This is a genomic window from Arthrospiribacter ruber (assembly GCF_019343195.1).
Taxonomy (GTDB): Bacteria; Bacteroidota; Bacteroidia; order Cytophagales; family Cyclobacteriaceae; genus Arthrospiribacter; species Arthrospiribacter ruber.
The window spans coordinates 356,651-374,066 of record NZ_RPHB01000006.1 but is presented as its reverse complement, the minus strand read 5'-3'; the positions used below and the strand labels follow the sequence as shown (position 1 = coordinate 374,066).

The following is a 17,416-nucleotide window of genomic DNA, read 5'->3' as shown; positions in this document are numbered from 1 at the left end:
AAGGATCTCCTCTCTTTAAAAGTAGGAGATTCTTCACTACGTTCAGAATGACGATCCCTCCATATCTGTCAATGGTAGTGAGGAACGAACGAAGAATCTCCTGCACTCAAGTCAAAGAGACCCTTCGTTTCACTCAGGGTGACGTGCCGCCCCCAATGTATGTCAATGGTATCGGAGCTTGCGGAGATGAAGGATCTCCTTACTTTAAGAGTGGGAGATTCTTCACTCCGTTCAGAATGACGGTTCTTTTAATCTGTCAATGGTAGAAATAAAAAAAATGGTGTTCAAAATGATTCAGATAGGCGTAAAATCAAATTCTGATATTACTTTTTCCAGCCTCTTGTCATTTCCTTTTTTCCGGGAGGGCCGGGGAGTGTTTCTACTTCCAAACCTAAAGCAGCTAAGTCTCTTTTCACCTGACCTTTTGCGCAGTAAGTAGCAAATACTCCGCCTGGGTTCATGGTTTCTGTCACTTTCCCCAGCATATCCGAATTCCAAAGCTCCGGTTGCTTGTTAGGTGCAAAAGCATCAAAAAATACCACGTCAGAAGGATAAAGGACTGCTTCTTCCAATGTAGAGATATCCTTTTTCATGTTAAAATATTCGGAGACCACCACGCCTTCATTCCACTTGGCCTCATGCAGGCGTTGGAAATAAGGAGCATAATGGTAAATGGTCTCATCTACCTCAGTATAATTGAGTTGGGAAAAAATCTCCTTTTCCAAAGGAAAAGGTTCTATGCTGTGGTACAAAACAGGGACTTTGTATTGTTCCGCCCAAACAAGGGTCAGCCAGGCATTTAATCCAGTTCCAAATCCAACCTCAAAAATTCTGATAGGGAAATGATTTGGATTTTTACTGGACCAAGCTTCTAATCCATAAAGCATGAAAACATGAACGGACTCCCTGTATGCCCCGTGAAAAGAATGGTAAGTTTCATTCAGTTCTGGTAAAAAAAGCGAATGAGAACCATCTTCGGTAGTGATGATTTTGACTTCTTTCCCCATATTATTTCTTATAAATCAATGCGACACAATAGGCAGATACCCCTTCTTCCCTGCCTACAAAACCCAGCTTTTCTGTTGTCGTGGCTTTTACAGAAACTTGTCCGGAATTTACTCCCATAACTTCTGCCAGGCATTCTTTGATTGACGGTATATGAGGGTTGAGTTTGGGCATTTCCAGGCAAACGGTGCTGTCAATATTCCCGATTTCATAACCGTGATCTCTGATCAATTTCAAGACTTGCCTGAGGAGTATCTTGCTGTCAATGCCCTTGTATTTTGGATCTTTGTCCGAAAAATGAAAACCGATGTCTCTTAAGTCCGCAGCACCAAGCAATGCATCACAGATAACATGGATAAGTACATCTGCATCCGAATGACCTACGGCCCCTTTTTCGTGCTCCAGTTTGATGCCTCCCAGCCAAAAGTCATAGCCTTCCTTTAGTTGGTGAACGTCATATCCAAATCCTATTCTGAAATTTGTCATTATCGATGTAGAAATAAGGTTGATTTAAAATTGGGTATTTAGATTGAAATAAAGTAGAAATAAAGTAGAAATACAATTGAAATACAATTGAAATACAATTGAAATACAATTCATTTACTCTTCCTTGGACTTGTAATATAGTACGGATGAATTTTCTTCCCGTAGAATGTTTTTGGCCCAGTCCATAATCTGTGAAGCTGGGATACTTGTTTTTTTCTCATAGAGGGCTTCATAGAGGTCCACATCCCCCAAGTGGGCATAGAATGCCAGACTCATGGCCCTGTTCAGAAGTTGTACGGATTCGTAAGTCTTCATGGCTTCTGCCTGGTTTTTGATTTTGGTCAAAGTATCGTCCTGAATCTGCGATTGAAGTAATTCTCCGATCACCTCGTTCAGGGCTTTTTCTGCTGTTTCGGCTTTCTGTCCTTTTTCCATTTTTCCCGAAAACACCAACAATCCCGGATCCACAGTTCCCAGAATATAAGCTCCAATTGAAGCAAAAATATGCCCATTTTTGACCAACTTCTGCTCTAGTATAGATGATTTACCAAATCCTATAATATCAGTGATTAAATCAGCCTCCAGGTAACCATCCTGAAGTTTGGCCGGCATCCTATATACTTTGTATAAGGCATCAGTTGGTACTTCAGCCATGACTTCCTTTGTTCTTTTTTCAGTTTGAGGGAGATCTTGGACAATACTTTTCTTAGGGATTTTTCCAGATGGTATGTCTCCAAACCATTTTCTAGCCAATTTCATGACTTGATCTGCTTTTACCCCTCCAGCTACCACCATGACAGCATTATCGGGGCTGTAGTGGGTCAGATAAAACTCTTCTACATCCTCTTTGGTGTAGCCTTCTATATCTGCCAGCTCTTTGCCTATGGTTGGCCATTTGTATGGGTGCCTATCAAAAGCCAAATCCCTCATGTGGTGGAATACATCCCCATAAGGCTGATTAAGGTACCGTTGCTTGAATTCTTCGATGACAACTTTCCTTTGGGTTTCAATCGTTTTTTTATTCAAGCTCAATTGAAACATTCTGTCAGATTCCAGCCAAAATGCTGTTTCTAGGTTGACGGCGGGTAATGTGACATAGTAATTGGTGATGTCAGTATTGGTAAAGGCATTGCACGACCCACCTACCCTCTCCAGTGCGGCATCAAATAAAGGGACATTCTTTGAACCTCCAAACATCAGGTGTTCGAAATAGTGCGCCAGACCTGTTTTGCCGGGCAGCTCATTTCTTGATCCAACTTTGTAGAGGATGTTGACCACAGCGATCTGACTGCTGGCATCTTCATGAACCAATACCTCGAGGCCATTGTCCAATGTGAATTTTTGGTAATTGATCATCATATCTGGTGGGCAAAGCTAAGAAAATAAAGCTATTTCAGTAGGTTTTGTTTACTTGCCATTGGATTATCCTTAACTTTTACCTGTTTCAATTCACCTCCTTTTTATGAAAAAACTTATTCTCTTAAAATTAGTATGTGCAATGGTATTATTGCCGAACATGATAAATGCCCAAGGAATAAAAGCCTTGGTCGGTGGAACCATGATAGATGGCTTTGGAGGCCCTCCTTTGCGCAATTCTGTGATTATCATAGAGAATGAGCGGATAAAGGAAATCGGACAGGTTGGATTTTTGTCAATTCCGGAGGGTGCAGAAGTGATTTCTACAGAAGGCATGTCAGTTATGCCAGGCCTCTGGGATATGCACGTACACCTGATGATCAACGGCCACAGTAATTACACCCATTGGGACAGTACATACATTGATCTTTTTGAATCTGTCATCATGCCTTCTTCTGCCCATCAGCTTTTGAGGGCAGGAGTGACCAGTGCCAGGGACTTAGGAGCACCACTAGAGGCCAGTATCAATGTGAGGGACAGGATCAACAAGGGAGAAATTCCCGGACCTACTATTTATGTTTCCGGTCCTTTTATACAACAAGCATAAAATAATCACACATATATTTATGTTAATCTTTCTTACCTCTTCAAAAAAGCCCTAACCGTATCCACAACTGCTTGGGGTTGTTCGGCATGTAGCCAATGACCTGCCTTTTTGATATAAATTAGATGATGGTTAGGGAAAAGTCTTTCAATATCTTCCTTGTCTTTATCTTGGATATAGTCTGAGTTTTCACCTCCCATAAATAGGGTGGGTTTCTCAAATGGTTTTTCAGAGTTGATTTCCTCTCCTACATTTTCAATTTTTTCGGTAATGACCGGGAGATTCATTTTCCATTTAAATCCACTTTCTGTTCTCGCTAGGTTCTTGAGCAAAAACTGTTTGATTCCTGGATTATTGATATGCGCTGAAAGGGCATCATCGGCCTCTTTTCTGCTTTTGATCTTATCGATTGGCACAGCATTCAATCCTTCCAGTATAGTTTCGTGATGAATGGGATAGTACCTAGGTGCAATATCCGCGACAATCAGTTTTTTTACTTTTTCGGGAAAAGTAAGCGCAAATTTCATCACTGTTTTGCCTCCCATGGAATGCCCTAGCAGGTTTGCATCTTTTAGTCCTTCGGATTCCATAAAGGCATTTAAGTCTTCCGCCATCACTTGGTAATTCCATTCTTCACTTTTGGGAGAGTCTCCATGATTTCTTTGGTCTACCAAATAAAGTGTAAAGTCATTCTCGAGCTCTTTGGCTATGCTGAACCAGTTGTCAGCAGAGCCAAAAAGACCGTGAAGTATGATCAGTGCCTCTCCTGAGCCCGTTTTTTTAAAATTTAATTCCATTTTTTTATTCTTCTATTGGAAAGCCTTTTGCAGCATACCAAATGCCGCCATAGATATGTTGTAGGAAATTTTCATTCAAGAATGACCAATCTGTATGTCCTAAAGCAGTATAAAATATCCTGCCTCCATCATATTCGTGGGTCCAAGCCATAGGGTGAAAGTCACCCATGCCCTCAGTAGGCTTCCAGGAGAAATTGGTGTCGTAGGAAGTTTCATCAGCAGTGATCAGGACCCTTACATTTTCATTGAAATTTTTGAAAGCATACAACTCGTCAGTCCATAGCCATTTCTCAGGAAGGTGGTAAGTCGCAGGGTGCTTTCTGTCCACCACATTGAGTCTTACAGATTGGATATAAGGATGATTCATGAACTGTGCCCCGATGAGTTTGGTGTACCATGGCCACTCATATTCTGTATCTGTAGCGCTGTGGATGCCCACTACTCCCTTGCCACTTTGTACAAATCTCTGGAAGGCAGCTTTTTGATCTTCATTGAAAATCGTTCCAGTAGTACTCATCAGGATAATGACATCGTATTCTTTGAGTTTTTCATCAGTAAATATATCAGCATCTTCCGTGGCGTAAACAGAAAACTGATGATCTCTTGCAAGCTTCTTCAGAGCTACGACCCCATCAGGAATGGATTGATGTCTGAATCCTTTGGTTTTGCTGAATACCAAAGCTTTGAATTGGGCTTGTGCCTGTAAGTCTACAAAGGAGACTAGCAAGAGAATAATGGCCAGTGATAAGCCGGTTAAATAGGTCTTGGAGTTCATAGTTATAGGTTTTTTATTATTAGATCATTTTACCATCCCGAATTTCTCAGCAGCTTCTTTTCTACTGTAGGCATTGAAGTGCCACCATTCAGAACCGATTCCTGTAAATCCACCGTGTTTCATGACTTTTCGTAGGATTTCCCTGTTTTTCACATGTTCAGGTTTAATTTTTCCTTCTCTCAGCATTTGCTTTTCTCTGTCCGGATAAGCAGGATATCCAAAGAAATCGAAAGGAGTTCCCATGTCTAAAGCTTCTCCTGTTTCAGCATTTGCCAAAGTCAGGTCCACGGCTACACCATAATTGTGCAGTCCTCCCACTTTAGGGTCTGCGACGTAGAGCGGTTTGATGCTATCGGGTTTATCCAATTCATCCCATAAGATCTGCTGTACACTTTGAGGTCTTACCCCATCATACACCAAAAAGGTCAAATCCGGATATTCTTCCTGAAGTTTGTTATGGGCTTTTTTGAGCATTTCGGCCACCTGAGGTTGCACATAGCAGCGTGTCAGGTCTCCATAGACGTCTTTACCGAAGAAATTATCCGAAGTGGAATACTTTAAGTCCACGAAAATGCCGGGAATCACTTCTTCTACATCTACTAAGCCCGCATCTATTAGGCGCTGTTCGAGTTCTCCAATTACTTCACTAATTTCAAAATCTGTATCATCCACCACCCAATCTTCTCTGGTCGGGATTTCTATGGCATCTTCAGGCATTTCTATTTCCTGCTCCTTATTGTTTCCTCCACAGGATATAAGCAGTGCCAAAATGAAAATAATTGAGATCTGTTTGAGGGTCATTTAAACTTGTTTTTTATTCACGATTGTGGCGGAAGCCTGAGCAGTAGGAAGCATTACAATATCTGCAAGGACTACATGTGCCGGTCTACTGACAGCAAAAGCAATGGTATCTGCAATGTCCTCTGCAGTGAGGGGCTGAAAACCTTCATAGACCTTCCTTGATCTTTCTTCGTCGCCTTTGAATCTGACCAATGAAAACTCTGTTTCTACCAATCCGGGATGCACTCCGATCACACGTATTCCATGCGGGTTGAGATCCATTCTCATGCCGTTGGTGATGGCATCTACGGCATGCTTAGAAGCACAGTACACATTTCCGTTGGGATATACTTCTTTCCCGGCAATCGAGCCGATATTTACAATAGTACCTTTTTTTCGATTTACCATAGAAGGAATAATGGCTTTGGATACATAAAGAAGCCCTTTGACATTGATATCTATCATGGCTTCCCAATCCCGTACATCTCCGTCCTGAATGGGGGAAAGTCCATGCGCATTTCCGGCATTATTGACCAAGATATCTACCTCTTTCCATTCACCAGGTAAGCTGTTAATCGCCTGGATAACTTCACTTTCTTTGCTTACATCAAAATTAAGAGGAAGAACCTTACCACCTTTTTCTTTCAGTATTTTAGCCAAGGCTTCCAGCTTTTCTGCCCTTCTTCCGGTAACAATAATATTATATCCTATATCAGCCAATGCCACAGCGGTTGCCCAGCCTATTCCTGAGGTAGCGCCCGTGACCAATGCAGTTTTGTTTTCCATGTCATGAATCTAAAAAGAAATATCAAGGGAATAAAGCCAAAAGGGACAACCGGAAAATATTATCGTCAGATTTATCTCTAAGAAGTGTAAAATTAGAGCGTAAGTATTATTTATCAGGCTTTTCGTACCAGAAGTCCAAAGGATCAGGAATAGTGAAAGTAAAGCCTGTTGTTATGATTTTTTCAGGAGAGATCACTTTAAAGGAAGCTTCATTTTGGCTGTAGCTTTTTGGTGGGGGGAATCCTAAGTCAGCTGCATTTTTTTCATAGACCTCTCTCCGGAGCGGATGCTTGGGAGCTACAGCGTTGAAGGTTTCGTTCCAGAGTCCTTTTTCGATAATCCAAGCAGCTAGGCTTACCGCATCATCCCTGTGGATGTAATTGACAGGTGTGTCGCCCTGAACATTTTCTTTTGCAGAGAAATATTTTCCAGGAATTCTGTCCACTCCCAACAGGCCCCCATACCGGATAATGGTAAGATCATAAGTTTTCCCCGATTTGAGGATGTTTTCTGCTGTCAGCAAAGCTTTGTTGCCTGTATTGGAAAGGCTTAGTGAATCTTCTTCTGTAGCGGTCTGACTAAGGTCAGGATATACGGAAGTAGCCGAAACATAAATCACCTTTTTAATGTCATGCCTATCTATCAGCGCTCTGAGGAACTTAATTTGCTCAGGATGGAAAGTTTCAGGCATTGTCCTACTTCTGGGAGGAATGTTTACGAAAAGGATGTCTGTGTCAAATAGTCCATTGAATGATTCCCCTTCTGGATGTGGATTGAAGTTAAGAAGGCTGACTTCATAGTCTTTTTCCTTTAATTGAGATTGTTTATCCTTCTGGGTTGTGCTGCCTTTAACGGAGTAGCCTTTATTCTTGAGCGTATCTGCCAGTGGTATTCCCAGCCAGCCCAATCCAATAATGCTGATTCTTTGCATGTCAGTTGAATTTTATATGAGCAATTTTAAATAAATTGAAAAAGCTTTGGTGCATTTGGAATAATTTTGGTATTCAATGTCTACAGGTTACCAAATTTTGGAAACAAAAGAAAGCGTATGAAGCAGTTTAAGTATTTTATGTGGTCAATTTTTCTGACTTTTTTGGCTTGTAAGCCCGAAAAGACGGATAACAGACTTTTGGGAAATTGGTATGGGTTTGATGCAGATTCATCCTATTATGAGTTATACATAAGTGATACCGTAATCATTCTCAATCATGAAAAGCTAGGCCTTGCAGAATATGTTTATGAAAAAGATGGTGACAAGTTGGTAACCACAACACCATTATTTTTTGAAAGGGTGTGGAATCTGGATTCTCTTACAGATTCAACTGTGGTGATTTCAGACACTTTGGAAGTACATCATTTTTTTAAAATGCATTATGAAGTTGATTACTTCAGTAGTCTAAGGGATTCAATAGAGTTTTATCGTTTCCGGGAAGCTTTTATCACAAGAAATCCTAGGATTAAAGATGAATAAATCAAAAAAGCCAGTTCAAACTGGCTTTTTTGATTATTTGTCTTTTTTGGGCATAGTACGCAAAATATAATCCCAGAGTGGAGAACTTACTCCAAAGGCCACATCAGGATCTTTGTAATGATGCACTGCATGATTGACCCAAAGTATTTTCAGGAAATTTTTGGGTGGCTGAAAAGCATGTACGGCATAGTGCACACCCAAATAGGCAGCATAGCCGAACAAGAACCCGGGAAGAAAATACAAGGCGTAATCACCCATAATGAAAGTGAATACGAAATAGAATATCATGGCATAAAATGCACTTACAAAGGGAGGCATTGCTAATCTGTCCTTATCCCGTGGATAGTCATGGTGAACCCCATGAACGGAATACTGAAGTTTGTCTTTGACCTCATTGTCCGGTTCCATGTGAAAAAAATGCTTGTGCATCATATATTCCACAAAGGTGAATGCCAAGATACCGATCAATAAAACAAGGGCACCTATGCCGTAAGAAATTATGGTAGTTGTAATCGCATAATAAAGAGAGACTGAAGATATTCCCAGAAACATCACAATAGGAATACTGATGTGGGTCCTGGAAAGCTTTTCCAATACAGGATTTTCAAACATCTGTGCAGACCCGTTATTGTCCGGTCTGTCCAGCCTTCCAATTTTCTTTAATGTAGTCGTCGTAGCTTTCATAATCTAATTTTTTTAAACAATCGTTGGCCGGGTAAGAATTAAATTAGAATCTTAAGAGTAATTATGGTACAATAACGGTGCAAATTTAATTTGGTTGGTTAAATTTCGCTTTATTGTTCAGGAAAGAAATTTCCTGACTTTTATCACAGATTTACCAAAGTGGCATGTGCCTTTTCTATGGTTTTTCTGTAAAACGCTTCATATTGAGGTAATATGTTAGTGACATCCAGTTCTTTGGCTCTTGCCAATGCGTTGGCTTTGAACTTTGGGAGATTTCTGTCATCCAGTATTTCGAGGGCCCTTTTGGTCATTTCTTCAATATTGCCTACTTCACAGGCGAATCCGGTCACGCCATCAATATTCAGCTCTGGGATTCCTCCGGCATTTGAAGAAAGTACAGGGACTTCACATGCCATTGCTTCCAAAGCAGCCAAGCCAAAGGATTCTTTTTCAGAAGGCATCAAAAACAAATCTGCCACAGAAAGCACCTCTTCAACTGCTTCCAGTTTGCCCAGAAACCTGATGTCATCACAAGTTCCCAACTCTCTGCAGAGTCTTTCCATTCTATCCCTTTCTGGTCCGTCACCTACCAATAGAAGTTTGGCTGGGATGATTTTTCGCACTTCAAAAAACACCTTGATCACATCCTCTACCCTTTTGACTTTTCTGAAATTGGAAGTGTGAACGAGAAGTTTTTCTCCATGAGGACAAATGGCAAGTTTGAAATGCTCCTTTTTCTGTTTTTTGAACCTTTCCAAGTCAATGAAATTTGGGATGACTTCAATATCTGTTTTGATATCGAAATGATCAAAAGTGGCTTTTTTCAAATCCTCGGAAACGGCAGTGACTCCATCTGACTGGTTGATGCTGAAGGTGACCACAGGTTCATAGCTTGGGTCTTTCCCAACTAAGGTGATGTCTGTTCCGTGAAGTGTGGTGACCACCGGAATATAAATTCCTTCCTCTTTCAAAATCTGTTTGGCCATGTAAGCAGCAGAAGCATGTGGAATGGCATAATGGACATGAAGCAAATCCAATTGTTCATACTTGGCTACATTGACCATTTTACTGGCAAGTGCCAGTTCATATGGCGCATGCTCAAATAGGGGGTAGCTTTTGATGTCGACTTCATGGTAGAAAAGGTTTGCACTGAAAAAATCCAGCCTAGTTGGCTGCCTATAGGTGATGAAGTGGACCTGATGCCCTTGTTTGGCCAAAGCTTTGCCCAATTCAGTTGCGACCACCCCGCTTCCGCCAAAAGTTGGATAGCAGACTATGCCTATTTTCATGTCGGTGAGTTTAGGTTTACCAGTTATAGTCTTCTTAACATCCATCCAAGGCCTATTTGTTCAAAATTCAATTTGATTTTTTGATCTGTAAGTAAATTTGCTCAGGTTTTTTTCATTGCTCTGTAGATAACGTCATGTATCTCAGTTCTTACACCATCCTTTAATAAGGTGTTGTTGTTAGCGTCAGGGTGCACTCTGTTGGACAGGAAAATGTAGATCAAGTCATTTTCCGGATCTGCCCAGACGCATGTACCTGTAAAGCCTGTATGTCCGAAGGTGCTTTTGGGGGCTAACACACCTGCACTACCGCCCTTGCCCCGCTCAGGTTCCGGCTTGTCCCAGCCCCAGCCCCTTCTGCTTTGGTTGGATTGCCTTTTGGTAAACTCGTCTATGGTTTTTTTATCAAGGAGTTCTACATCTCCATATTTTCCTCCATTGAGCATCATCTGCATCATCACAGCAAGGTCATTCGCTTTTCCGAAAAGCCCTGCATGGCCTGCCACACCTCCGTACATAGCAGCGCCAGGGTCATGTACAAAACCTTGAATCATCCTTTTTCTGAAAGTAATATCATCCTCAGTAGGAGCTATAGTATTGATGGCGAGTTTCTGGGTAGGGTTGAAAGTCATGGTGTATATTCCCAAGGGCTCATAGAAGTTTTGGCTGACAAACTGGTCCAAAGGCTGATTGGTGAGCCTTTCTACCAACTCCTGCAATAGATACATGGTCAGGTCAGAGTACACGTATCCATACTTTGAACGGCCCGGATCTTTTTTCCTCAGGTCCGACTTGACTGTCCAATGCCAGATGCTGTCCCTCAAGGCATCCATGCCATACATATCATTGGATACTGGTATTGAAAATCCAGGTTCCTGTCTTTCCCGGTAATAGTTGTTTTTCCAGGATCCAGCGGACACAGTTTTGGCATAATGAGGGATAAATGCCACCAAACCGGCCTCATGTGCAAGAATATCTTTCAATATCAGGTCACCCTTGTTGGTTTCTTTTAGTTCGGGAAGGTATTGCCCAATGGGCTTGTTCATGTCAATAAGGTTTCTGCTGGCCAAAAACATCACTGCCTGTGTGGTGGCCAGTACTTTCGTGATGGAAGCCAGGTCATATACTGTTTCTGTGCTTACTTTCTGGCTTTTTTTGTAGTCATAGTGGCCGTAGGCTTTTTCAAAGACCACCTGGCCGTTCTTAGCTACCAATACTACTCCACCTGGAAAAGCTTTTTTGGCAATGCTCTTTTCCATGATCATGTCGATCTCTTCCAGTTTTTTGCTGTCTAAACCCTGATTTTCAGGAAGGCTATAGGACAACCTTCCAAGCCCCTTCATATAACCTCCAGACCCTATCCTCAGGTCGTCAGTGACCGATACAGGGAGTAATCCTTGAGCATCTCTAGCTCCATAAATGATTTCAGGCACCAGCTTTTGGGTATATTCATTGTTTTCAAAAGCCAGAATATTGTGTGGAAGCTCATTGATATACTTGGCTGCATAGGAGTTGCCAAAAAGTACCGTGACCACGGTTTTTTCCCTGCTTAGCTTTTTGATGAAATTAATGTCGGATGGACTGATTCCAAAGCCTCTTGAAGGACTGTTGGTGACTCCCATGATTCCGATGATTATGGTATTATAGGGGTCTAACTTTTTTTCGGTCGCAGCTAAAGTAGCCGCATCGGCACCTTTTTGGATTTCATAATGGCTAAACCGGTTGTATTTGGAAAGTTTTTCCTGAAAGGCTTTTCCATCGCCCCCTATGGTCAGAGAGGCTGATTCCTGAAGGTCAAGATTTCGTATAGGAAGAAAGTTGTTTTTATTGGAGGTAACAGCAATAGACTGCGCGTATAGATTTTCTACCAATAATTCCGTTTGTGGGCTGTTGAGCCTGGAAACCAGATTCTTGGTATCAATAGGCTTGGTTTCGTGAGCGCCTGCCCAATATTTAGCTTTCAGGACTTTTCTGATCCTTTCGTCCACTTCTTCTTGGGAGATTTTCCCATCTGCTATGGCCTGAATGATCATGGATTTGGCTTTAGGGACATCCTGAGAGTACAGTAAAATGTCGTTTCCGGCCAAAAGGGCCAAGACATCCACTTCGCCAGGTTTATAAAAGCTTGCCACCCCTTTCATATTCAGTGCGTCGGTAAACACCAGTCCACTGAAATTCATTTGGTTTTTGAGTAAATCGGTTACTACATACTTGGAGAGTGTGGTTGCCTTGTTTTTTTCTGAATCCAAACTGGGGATATGAAGGTGGGCGACCATAACGCTCATCAGGTCATTGTCTATCAGTTCACGATAGGGGTACAGATCAATGTCCTGAATCCTATTGGCTGTATGCCGGATGACCGGCAAGGTGTAATGAGAATCTGATTCTGTGTCACCATGTCCTGGGAAATGCTTGGCATTGGCGATTACGCCATGGTCTTGAAGCCCTTTCATGTAGGCAAGGGATTTTTTGGCCACAAGTCTTTTTTCTTCTCCAAATGCCCTATAACCGATTACCGGGTTGTTTGGATTGGAATTGACATCTACCACAGGAGCAAAATTGATGTGCATTCCAAGTTCCTTAAATTGACGGGCCATTTCTTTTCCCATATCGTAAATGAGGTTTTCCTGAGGAAGTGCTCCGAGGGTCATTGCTTTGGGAAAAGCGATAACTGAGTCTAGCCTCATGTTGATGCCCCACTCTGCATCCATGGCAATAAACAAAGGAGTCTTAGAGATGGATTGGTAGTAATTTGTCAGATGGGCCTGTCGTACGGGGCCTCCCTGAAAAAATATCAAACCACCTAGATTTTCTTCTCTGATCAGTTTTGCAATCTCATTTTTATGTCTTTCATCTTTATTCGAGTATGCGGCGACCATAAAAAGCTGCCCCAGCCTTTCTTCAAAGGTGCTGCTTTGAAAAACGCTGTCTACCCAAGCACGCTGCTTTCTTTGGTCTTTAGTGACCAGTGGGTCCCGTTCTTCCCTTCTGCGGTCCTCACTGGCTTTTTCCCAACCCAAAACTGCATCTGCCTGAAATATGACCAAGAGTCCTACCAGTATGCCCCAAACTTTTATCCGCATGCTTCTGTTAAATTTTTATTGCTTAAATTTTAAAATAACTTTGTATGAATATACGTCGTTTCGTACAAACATACACGAAAAAAACCAACCCTTGATGGCAAGATTTTCCAAAAGGTTGTGTTTTTACAATAACGATTGACTATCCATTTAAATTGGATTCCAAATGAATTCCATTTTAGCCAAAAACTCAATTTTGGATGGACTAGTCAGAGAAAATTATCGACAGGCAAAAGAAAAGTAAATCGTAATATGAAATTCCCCTCTATTTTCCGGACTGCAAAACCCATGCGCTTTGACATAAAGCCAAGGTACTATGACCCAGTAAAAGAAGAGATCGATCAGAGAACTGAAAAGATCAAGAGAGAACTTCAGGCTGACGGAGTGTTGCCTATGGGAGGGGAAGACGGAGATGAAATCCGAAGAAATTATAGCTCTTCCATCAGGGGAGCATTCACGGCCGGAAGTCAGATCAAAGGAAGGCAAAGTTCGCCTATCAACAGTGCCGGAATGATTCGCTTAGTGATTTTTGTGGTGTTGATAGCGGCTCTTTTTGGGTATGTTTATTATGGACCTGATGCCATCTATGCCATGCTTTATATTGCGGGAGGCATAGCCCTAGTGGTATTTTTTATTAGGTTGAGATCCAATCAGAAGCGAAGATGAGTGACATTATCCACCTACTTCCCGATGCCATAGCCAATCAGATAGCGGCCGGAGAAGTAGTGCAAAGACCAGCTTCAGCCTTGAAGGAATTGTTGGAGAATGCTATAGATGCAGGCGCCACTAAGGTTCAGGTTTTGGTCAAGGATGGAGGAAAAACCCTTGTTCAAGTAATTGATGATGGCAAGGGCATGAGTCTGACTGATGCCCGGATGAGTTTTGAAAGACATGCTACATCCAAAATCAAAAATTCTGAGGATCTGTTTTCTATACGGACTTTTGGATTTAGGGGTGAAGCATTGGCATCTATAGCCGCTGTTGCCCAAGTGGAGATGCGTACCCGGCAAAAAGGAGATGAACTGGGGACTGTTATCCATGTAGAGGGGTCCGAGGTCAAAAAGCAAGAGCCTGCTGCCTGCCCGGAGGGTACATGTATATTGGTGAAAAATCTGTTTTTCAATGTTCCCGCAAGAAGGAACTTCCTTAAGTCCAATGCAGTGGAGATGCGGCATTTGGTGGAAGAATTTCAAAGGGTAGCACTTTCTTATCCCCATATTGGATTTAATATGATCCAACATGATATGGAGCTTTTTCAGCTTCTTCCAGGGAAATTAAGTCAGAGAATTACCGGGGTTTTTGGGAAATCTTACCAGGGCCAATTGGTAGCCTGTCAGGAGGAAACCCCTCATCTCAATGTAAAGGGGTACATTGGGAAGCCCGAAAACGCAAAAAAAACCAGAGGAGAGCAATATTTTTTTGTAAACAACAGGTTTATAAAAAGCAATTACCTTCACCACGCAGTAGTACATGCCTACGAAGGACTGATGCAGTCAGAGATGCAGCCCTTTTATGTCCTTTTTCTGGAAATTGATCCTACGCACATCGATATCAATGTGCATCCTACCAAAACGGAAATCAAGTTTGACGATGAAAGGACCGTCTATGCCGTGTTGAGATCTGCGGTAAAGCAAGCTCTTGGTGCCCATGTGGTAGTGCCCACCCTGGATTTTTCTCTGGATGTCAATTTCCAGGAGAATTACAACAGTGACCAAAGGCAGGATGCAGAAGTGAAAAGAGAAAATACCCTAGGGCAGGATGTGATCCAAAGGGAAAATTCATATAAATCCTTTCAGAGTCCCGGGGTCAAAAAGCAATCCGTTTCTGGTTGGGAAAGGCTTTTTGAAGATCAAGATAAGCCTCTTGCTGATCAAAAAAGCCAGCTAGATACCAAAGATGAAGAGACGGATATCCTGACCTTTTCCAGCAAAGCCAATGAAAATCGAAGTGCTCCTTTATCCTATTTCAAAGAAGAAGATTCCGGGACGACTTTCCAGGTCGAACTCAATTATATAGTTGCCCAGATGTCCACAGGATTGCTTATTTTGGACCAGCAGGCAGCCCATGAAAGGGTGCTGTATGAACGGTACATCAAGCAGCTGTCACAGGCTTCAGGTGCTTCCCAGCAGTGTTTATTTCCGCCTCATGTACAATTGAGCCAAGCAGACTTTGCTTTGGTCATGGATATCAAAGAGGAGCTCCACAGCCTAGGGTTTGTGATATTGGAGTTTGGAAAAGATACCGTTTTGATTCAGGGAGTGCCAGCAGATATTCAGGTCAACAATGAAAAAGCCCTTTTCGAAGGTTTGCTGGAGCAGTTCAAACATTTTAAATCAGAACTGTCTTTGGATAAAAGGGAGAACCTTGCCCGCTCACTGGCTAGAAAATCAGCCATCAGAAAAGGGACAAAGCTGATGAAATCCGAAATGGAAGCAATTGTAGGACAGCTTTTTGCCTGTCAAAATCCAAATTATGGGCTTTCGGGGAACAAAACCTTCGTTAAGCTTGATTTACAAAAGATACATGGTTTTTTCACCAAATAAGATATGTTCAGAAACCTCACACCTGTAGCCAAAAATTTGCTGATAGCCAACATCGGTCTATTTTTCGTCACTGCCTACTTTGCCCCGATACTGAAGGCTTATGCGGCCCTTTATTATCTGGGTACTCCCCAGTTTATGCCTTTCCAGATTTTCACCTACATGTTTATGCATGCAGATTTCTGGCACCTTTTCGGCAATATGTTTGGGCTGTTTATATTCGGTCCTTTACTGGAGCAGTTCCTAGGATCCAAAAGATTTCTGATACTCTGGATGGTAGCAGGTATAGGTGCTGGTATTTTGTATTCCGGATACAACGCCATTCAGGTAGGTATTATCAACAATAAAGTGGCTTCTTATACTGAGAATCCGAACCCCTCAGATTTTGCGAAATATATCAAAGATTACAGGCCTTACTTTGATGACAAGCATTTGGACTTCAGGGATGTGTACAGGGAAAATCCGGAAGACAGTCAATTGCAGGATACCTCTGCTAAGATTGTCACTTCTCTGGGGGCAACTCTGGTGAACAATATCAAAAGATCGTCCATGATAGGGGCCTCTGGAGCTTTATTTGGAATTTTAGTGGCATTTGCGATGCTTTTTCCTAACACTGAGCTATTTTTATTGTTCTTACCAGTACCGATCAAAGCCAAGTATTTTGTGTCTGTTTATATTCTGTATTCTTTGTATGCAGAATTTATACGTGCCGGATATGACAACATTGCGCATATGGCACACGTTTTTGGAGCAGTGGTTGGCTTTGTGTTAATTTACATTTGGAAAAAGGATAGGGCAAATTTCTATTGATATGTACGGAGGATTTTGGGATAATTTGAGAAATGCTTTTAAGCACAGCAATAACAGCCTTTTCAAGCTGCTGGCTATAAATATCCTTGTGTTTTTTGTGATGGCTGTTTTCAGAGTCCTTTTCCTGTTTTCAGGTGCAGGTGAGCTTTATCAAAGCTTCAGGGCCTTGCTGATGATGCCGGCAGATCTCAATGCTTATATCATCCAACCTTGGTCCCTGCTCACTTACATGTTTTTTCATGAAGGAATCTTTCATATTTTGTTCAATATGCTCTTTCTGTATTGGTTTGGTCTATTGGTACATGAATATCTTGGAAGTAGAAAATTGACCAATCTGTACATTTTGGGAGGTATAGCAGGGGCAGTCTTGTATGTGGTGATGTACAACATTTCTCCATATTTTTCTGATGTGCTAGCTAACAGCAGGATGTTGGGTGCAAGTGCCGGAGTGTATGCCATAGTGGTCGGTGCAGCTACTTTGGCTCCCAACACTTCTTTTCACCTACTTTTGTTGGGCCCGGTAAAAATAAAATACATTGCCATATTCTATGTGATCATTGCCTTTGTCAACAGTGCGGGCAGCAACGCAGGTGGGGAGCTGGCCCACCTAGGTGGTGCTGCGATGGGATTTTTGTATATCAAGCAATTGCAAAAAGGCAAGGATTGGGGAATACCGATACAGGCTATTGGGATTTTCTTCGAAAAGTTGTTTGACAAAAAGCCTAAAGTGAAGGTTTCCTATAGAAAGAAAAAGACCTTTACTGCCTCACAGAGCTACACGGCTTCTGACAATCCAAAACCTACACCTTCGGTGAAAACAGGCGAACCTACTCAGGAAGAGATCGATAAAATTTTGGACAAGATTGCTGAAAGGGGATACGAAGCTCTTTCAAAAGAGGAGAAAAGGAAGCTTTTTGAATTTTCCAAAAAATAATAAAGGGGCATTTTACTTTGCA

Annotated in this window: 17 protein-coding genes; 6 read left to right on the top strand and 11 right to left on the bottom strand. The window is 41.9% G+C overall.

Translation table 11 applies throughout. The features are described 5' to 3' along the window. Window positions 1-323 precede the first annotated feature (323 nt). The 3 genes from mnmC2 to EGN73_RS14535 all read right to left on the bottom strand — a co-directional run bounded on the left by mnmC2 (window position 324) and on the right by EGN73_RS14535 (window position 2,847). Entirely contained in the window at window positions 324-1,007 is a 684-nt protein-coding gene (gene mnmC2, locus EGN73_RS14545; protein WP_219291293.1) for a tRNA (5-methylaminomethyl-2-thiouridine)(34)-methyltransferase MnmC2, read from the bottom strand. 1 nt (window position 1,008) lies between these two features. Beyond that, the gene (gene ispF, locus EGN73_RS14540) at window positions 1,009-1,491 is read right to left on the bottom strand and encodes a 2-C-methyl-D-erythritol 2,4-cyclodiphosphate synthase (RefSeq protein ID WP_219291289.1); all 483 of its coding nucleotides are present in this window, start codon (window positions 1,489-1,491) and stop codon (window positions 1,009-1,011) included. 114 nt (window positions 1,492-1,605) lie between these two features. After that, window positions 1,606-2,847 (bottom strand): M16 family metallopeptidase, encoded by a 1,242-nt coding sequence (locus EGN73_RS14535; protein ID WP_219291371.1) that lies wholly within the window; start codon window positions 2,845-2,847, stop codon window positions 1,606-1,608. Window positions 2,848-2,953: 106 nt separating this feature from the next. On the opposite strand from EGN73_RS14535, the gene EGN73_RS14530 reads away from it, so the two are divergent. Then, on the top strand, window positions 2,954-3,454 hold the full coding sequence (locus EGN73_RS14530) for an amidohydrolase family protein (RefSeq protein WP_246611589.1): 501 nt from the start codon (window positions 2,954-2,956) through the stop codon (window positions 3,452-3,454). Window positions 3,455-3,486: 32 nt separating this feature from the next. Here the strand turns inward: EGN73_RS14530 and EGN73_RS14525 are convergent, their stop codons facing one another. From EGN73_RS14525 to EGN73_RS14505, 5 genes are all read right to left on the bottom strand, one after another. Further along, window positions 3,487-4,248, bottom strand: a complete 762-nt coding sequence (locus tag EGN73_RS14525) for an alpha/beta fold hydrolase (protein ID WP_219291286.1) — start codon at window positions 4,246-4,248, stop codon at window positions 3,487-3,489. 4 nt (window positions 4,249-4,252) lie between these two features. Beyond that, window positions 4,253-5,023: a ThuA domain-containing protein gene (locus EGN73_RS14520; protein WP_219291282.1), complete on the bottom strand. Its 771-nt coding sequence runs from the start codon at window positions 5,021-5,023 to the stop codon at window positions 4,253-4,255. 24 nt (window positions 5,024-5,047) lie between these two features. After that, window positions 5,048-5,824: a M15 family metallopeptidase gene (locus EGN73_RS14515; RefSeq protein ID WP_219291280.1), complete on the bottom strand. Its 777-nt coding sequence runs from the start codon at window positions 5,822-5,824 to the stop codon at window positions 5,048-5,050. Further along, window positions 5,825-6,589, bottom strand: a complete 765-nt coding sequence (locus EGN73_RS14510; protein WP_219291278.1) for an SDR family NAD(P)-dependent oxidoreductase — start codon at window positions 6,587-6,589, stop codon at window positions 5,825-5,827. 106 nt (window positions 6,590-6,695) lie between these two features. Beyond that, on the bottom strand, window positions 6,696-7,520 hold the full coding sequence (locus tag EGN73_RS14505; RefSeq protein ID WP_219291275.1) for a Rossmann-fold NAD(P)-binding domain-containing protein: 825 nt from the start codon (window positions 7,518-7,520) through the stop codon (window positions 6,696-6,698). Window positions 7,521-7,637: 117 nt separating this feature from the next. On the opposite strand from EGN73_RS14505, the gene EGN73_RS14500 reads away from it, so the two are divergent. After that, on the top strand, window positions 7,638-8,060 hold the full coding sequence (locus EGN73_RS14500) for a hypothetical protein (RefSeq protein WP_219291272.1): 423 nt from the start codon (window positions 7,638-7,640) through the stop codon (window positions 8,058-8,060). Window positions 8,061-8,093: 33 nt separating this feature from the next. On the opposite strand, the gene EGN73_RS14495 is transcribed toward EGN73_RS14500, so the two are convergent. The 3 genes from EGN73_RS14495 to EGN73_RS14485 form a co-directional block, all read right to left on the bottom strand. Then, complete coding sequence (locus tag EGN73_RS14495; RefSeq protein ID WP_219291269.1) at window positions 8,094-8,744, bottom strand: sterol desaturase family protein; 651 nt, start codon at window positions 8,742-8,744, stop codon at window positions 8,094-8,096. Window positions 8,745-8,887: 143 nt separating this feature from the next. Beyond that, complete coding sequence (gene bshA / locus EGN73_RS14490) at window positions 8,888-10,033, bottom strand: N-acetyl-alpha-D-glucosaminyl L-malate synthase BshA (protein ID WP_219291266.1); 1,146 nt, start codon at window positions 10,031-10,033, stop codon at window positions 8,888-8,890. A 101-nt stretch (window positions 10,034-10,134) separates the two neighbouring features. Further along, window positions 10,135-13,113 (bottom strand): serine hydrolase domain-containing protein, encoded by a 2,979-nt coding sequence (locus EGN73_RS14485; RefSeq protein ID WP_219291262.1) that lies wholly within the window; start codon window positions 13,111-13,113, stop codon window positions 10,135-10,137. Window positions 13,114-13,398: 285 nt separating this feature from the next. Between EGN73_RS14485 and EGN73_RS14480 the strand changes: the two genes are divergently transcribed. Genes EGN73_RS14480 through EGN73_RS14465 form a run of 4 tightly spaced genes read left to right on the top strand, consistent with a single transcriptional unit; the run spans window position 13,399 to window position 17,394 of the window. Then, window positions 13,399-13,776, top strand: a complete 378-nt coding sequence (locus tag EGN73_RS14480; protein WP_343207114.1) for a hypothetical protein — start codon at window positions 13,399-13,401, stop codon at window positions 13,774-13,776. Continuing rightward, window positions 13,773-15,653, top strand: coding sequence for a DNA mismatch repair endonuclease MutL (gene mutL, locus EGN73_RS14475; RefSeq protein ID WP_219291256.1), 1,881 nt, complete (start codon window positions 13,773-13,775; stop codon window positions 15,651-15,653). Before EGN73_RS14480 ends, mutL begins: the two co-directional genes overlap by 4 nt. Before the next feature lie 3 nt (window positions 15,654-15,656). Continuing rightward, entirely contained in the window at window positions 15,657-16,460 is an 804-nt protein-coding gene (locus tag EGN73_RS14470) for a rhomboid family intramembrane serine protease (protein WP_219291254.1), read from the top strand. A gap of 1 nt (window position 16,461) precedes the next feature. Then, entirely contained in the window at window positions 16,462-17,394 is a 933-nt protein-coding gene (locus EGN73_RS14465; RefSeq protein WP_219291251.1) for a rhomboid family protein, read from the top strand. The last annotated feature ends 22 nt before the right edge of the window (window positions 17,395-17,416 follow it).

Excerpts from the sequence above, each read along its gene's own strand:
- EGN73_RS14515 (WP_219291280.1), bottom strand. The coding sequence starts at position 5,824 with ATGACCCTCAAACAGATCTCAATTATTTTCATTTTGGCACTGCTTATA.
- EGN73_RS14535 (WP_219291371.1), bottom strand. The coding sequence starts at position 2,847 with ATGATCAATTACCAAAAATTCACATTGGACAATGGCCTCGAGGTATTG.
- EGN73_RS14530 (WP_246611589.1), top strand. The coding sequence starts at position 2,954 with ATGAAAAAACTTATTCTCTTAAAATTAGTATGTGCAATGGTATTATTG.
- EGN73_RS14480 (WP_343207114.1), top strand. The coding sequence starts at position 13,399 with ATGCGCTTTGACATAAAGCCAAGGTACTATGACCCAGTAAAAGAAGAG.
- EGN73_RS14485 (WP_219291262.1), bottom strand. The coding sequence starts at position 13,113 with ATGCGGATAAAAGTTTGGGGCATACTGGTAGGACTCTTGGTCATATTT.
- EGN73_RS14465 (WP_219291251.1), top strand. The coding sequence starts at position 16,462 with ATGTACGGAGGATTTTGGGATAATTTGAGAAATGCTTTTAAGCACAGC.
- mutL (WP_219291256.1), top strand. The coding sequence starts at position 13,773 with ATGAGTGACATTATCCACCTACTTCCCGATGCCATAGCCAATCAGATA.
- bshA (WP_219291266.1), bottom strand. The coding sequence starts at position 10,033 with ATGAAAATAGGCATAGTCTGCTATCCAACTTTTGGCGGAAGCGGGGTG.
- mnmC2 (WP_219291293.1), bottom strand. The coding sequence starts at position 1,007 with ATGGGGAAAGAAGTCAAAATCATCACTACCGAAGATGGTTCTCATTCG.
- EGN73_RS14505 (WP_219291275.1), bottom strand. The coding sequence starts at position 7,520 with ATGCAAAGAATCAGCATTATTGGATTGGGCTGGCTGGGAATACCACTG.
- EGN73_RS14495 (WP_219291269.1), bottom strand. The coding sequence starts at position 8,744 with ATGAAAGCTACGACGACTACATTAAAGAAAATTGGAAGGCTGGACAGA.
- EGN73_RS14520 (WP_219291282.1), bottom strand. The coding sequence starts at position 5,023 with ATGAACTCCAAGACCTATTTAACCGGCTTATCACTGGCCATTATTCTC.
- ispF (WP_219291289.1), bottom strand. The coding sequence starts at position 1,491 with ATGACAAATTTCAGAATAGGATTTGGATATGACGTTCACCAACTAAAG.
- EGN73_RS14470 (WP_219291254.1), top strand. The coding sequence starts at position 15,657 with ATGTTCAGAAACCTCACACCTGTAGCCAAAAATTTGCTGATAGCCAAC.
- EGN73_RS14510 (WP_219291278.1), bottom strand. The coding sequence starts at position 6,589 with ATGGAAAACAAAACTGCATTGGTCACGGGCGCTACCTCAGGAATAGGC.
- EGN73_RS14500 (WP_219291272.1), top strand. The coding sequence starts at position 7,638 with ATGAAGCAGTTTAAGTATTTTATGTGGTCAATTTTTCTGACTTTTTTG.
- EGN73_RS14525 (WP_219291286.1), bottom strand. The coding sequence starts at position 4,248 with ATGGAATTAAATTTTAAAAAAACGGGCTCAGGAGAGGCACTGATCATA.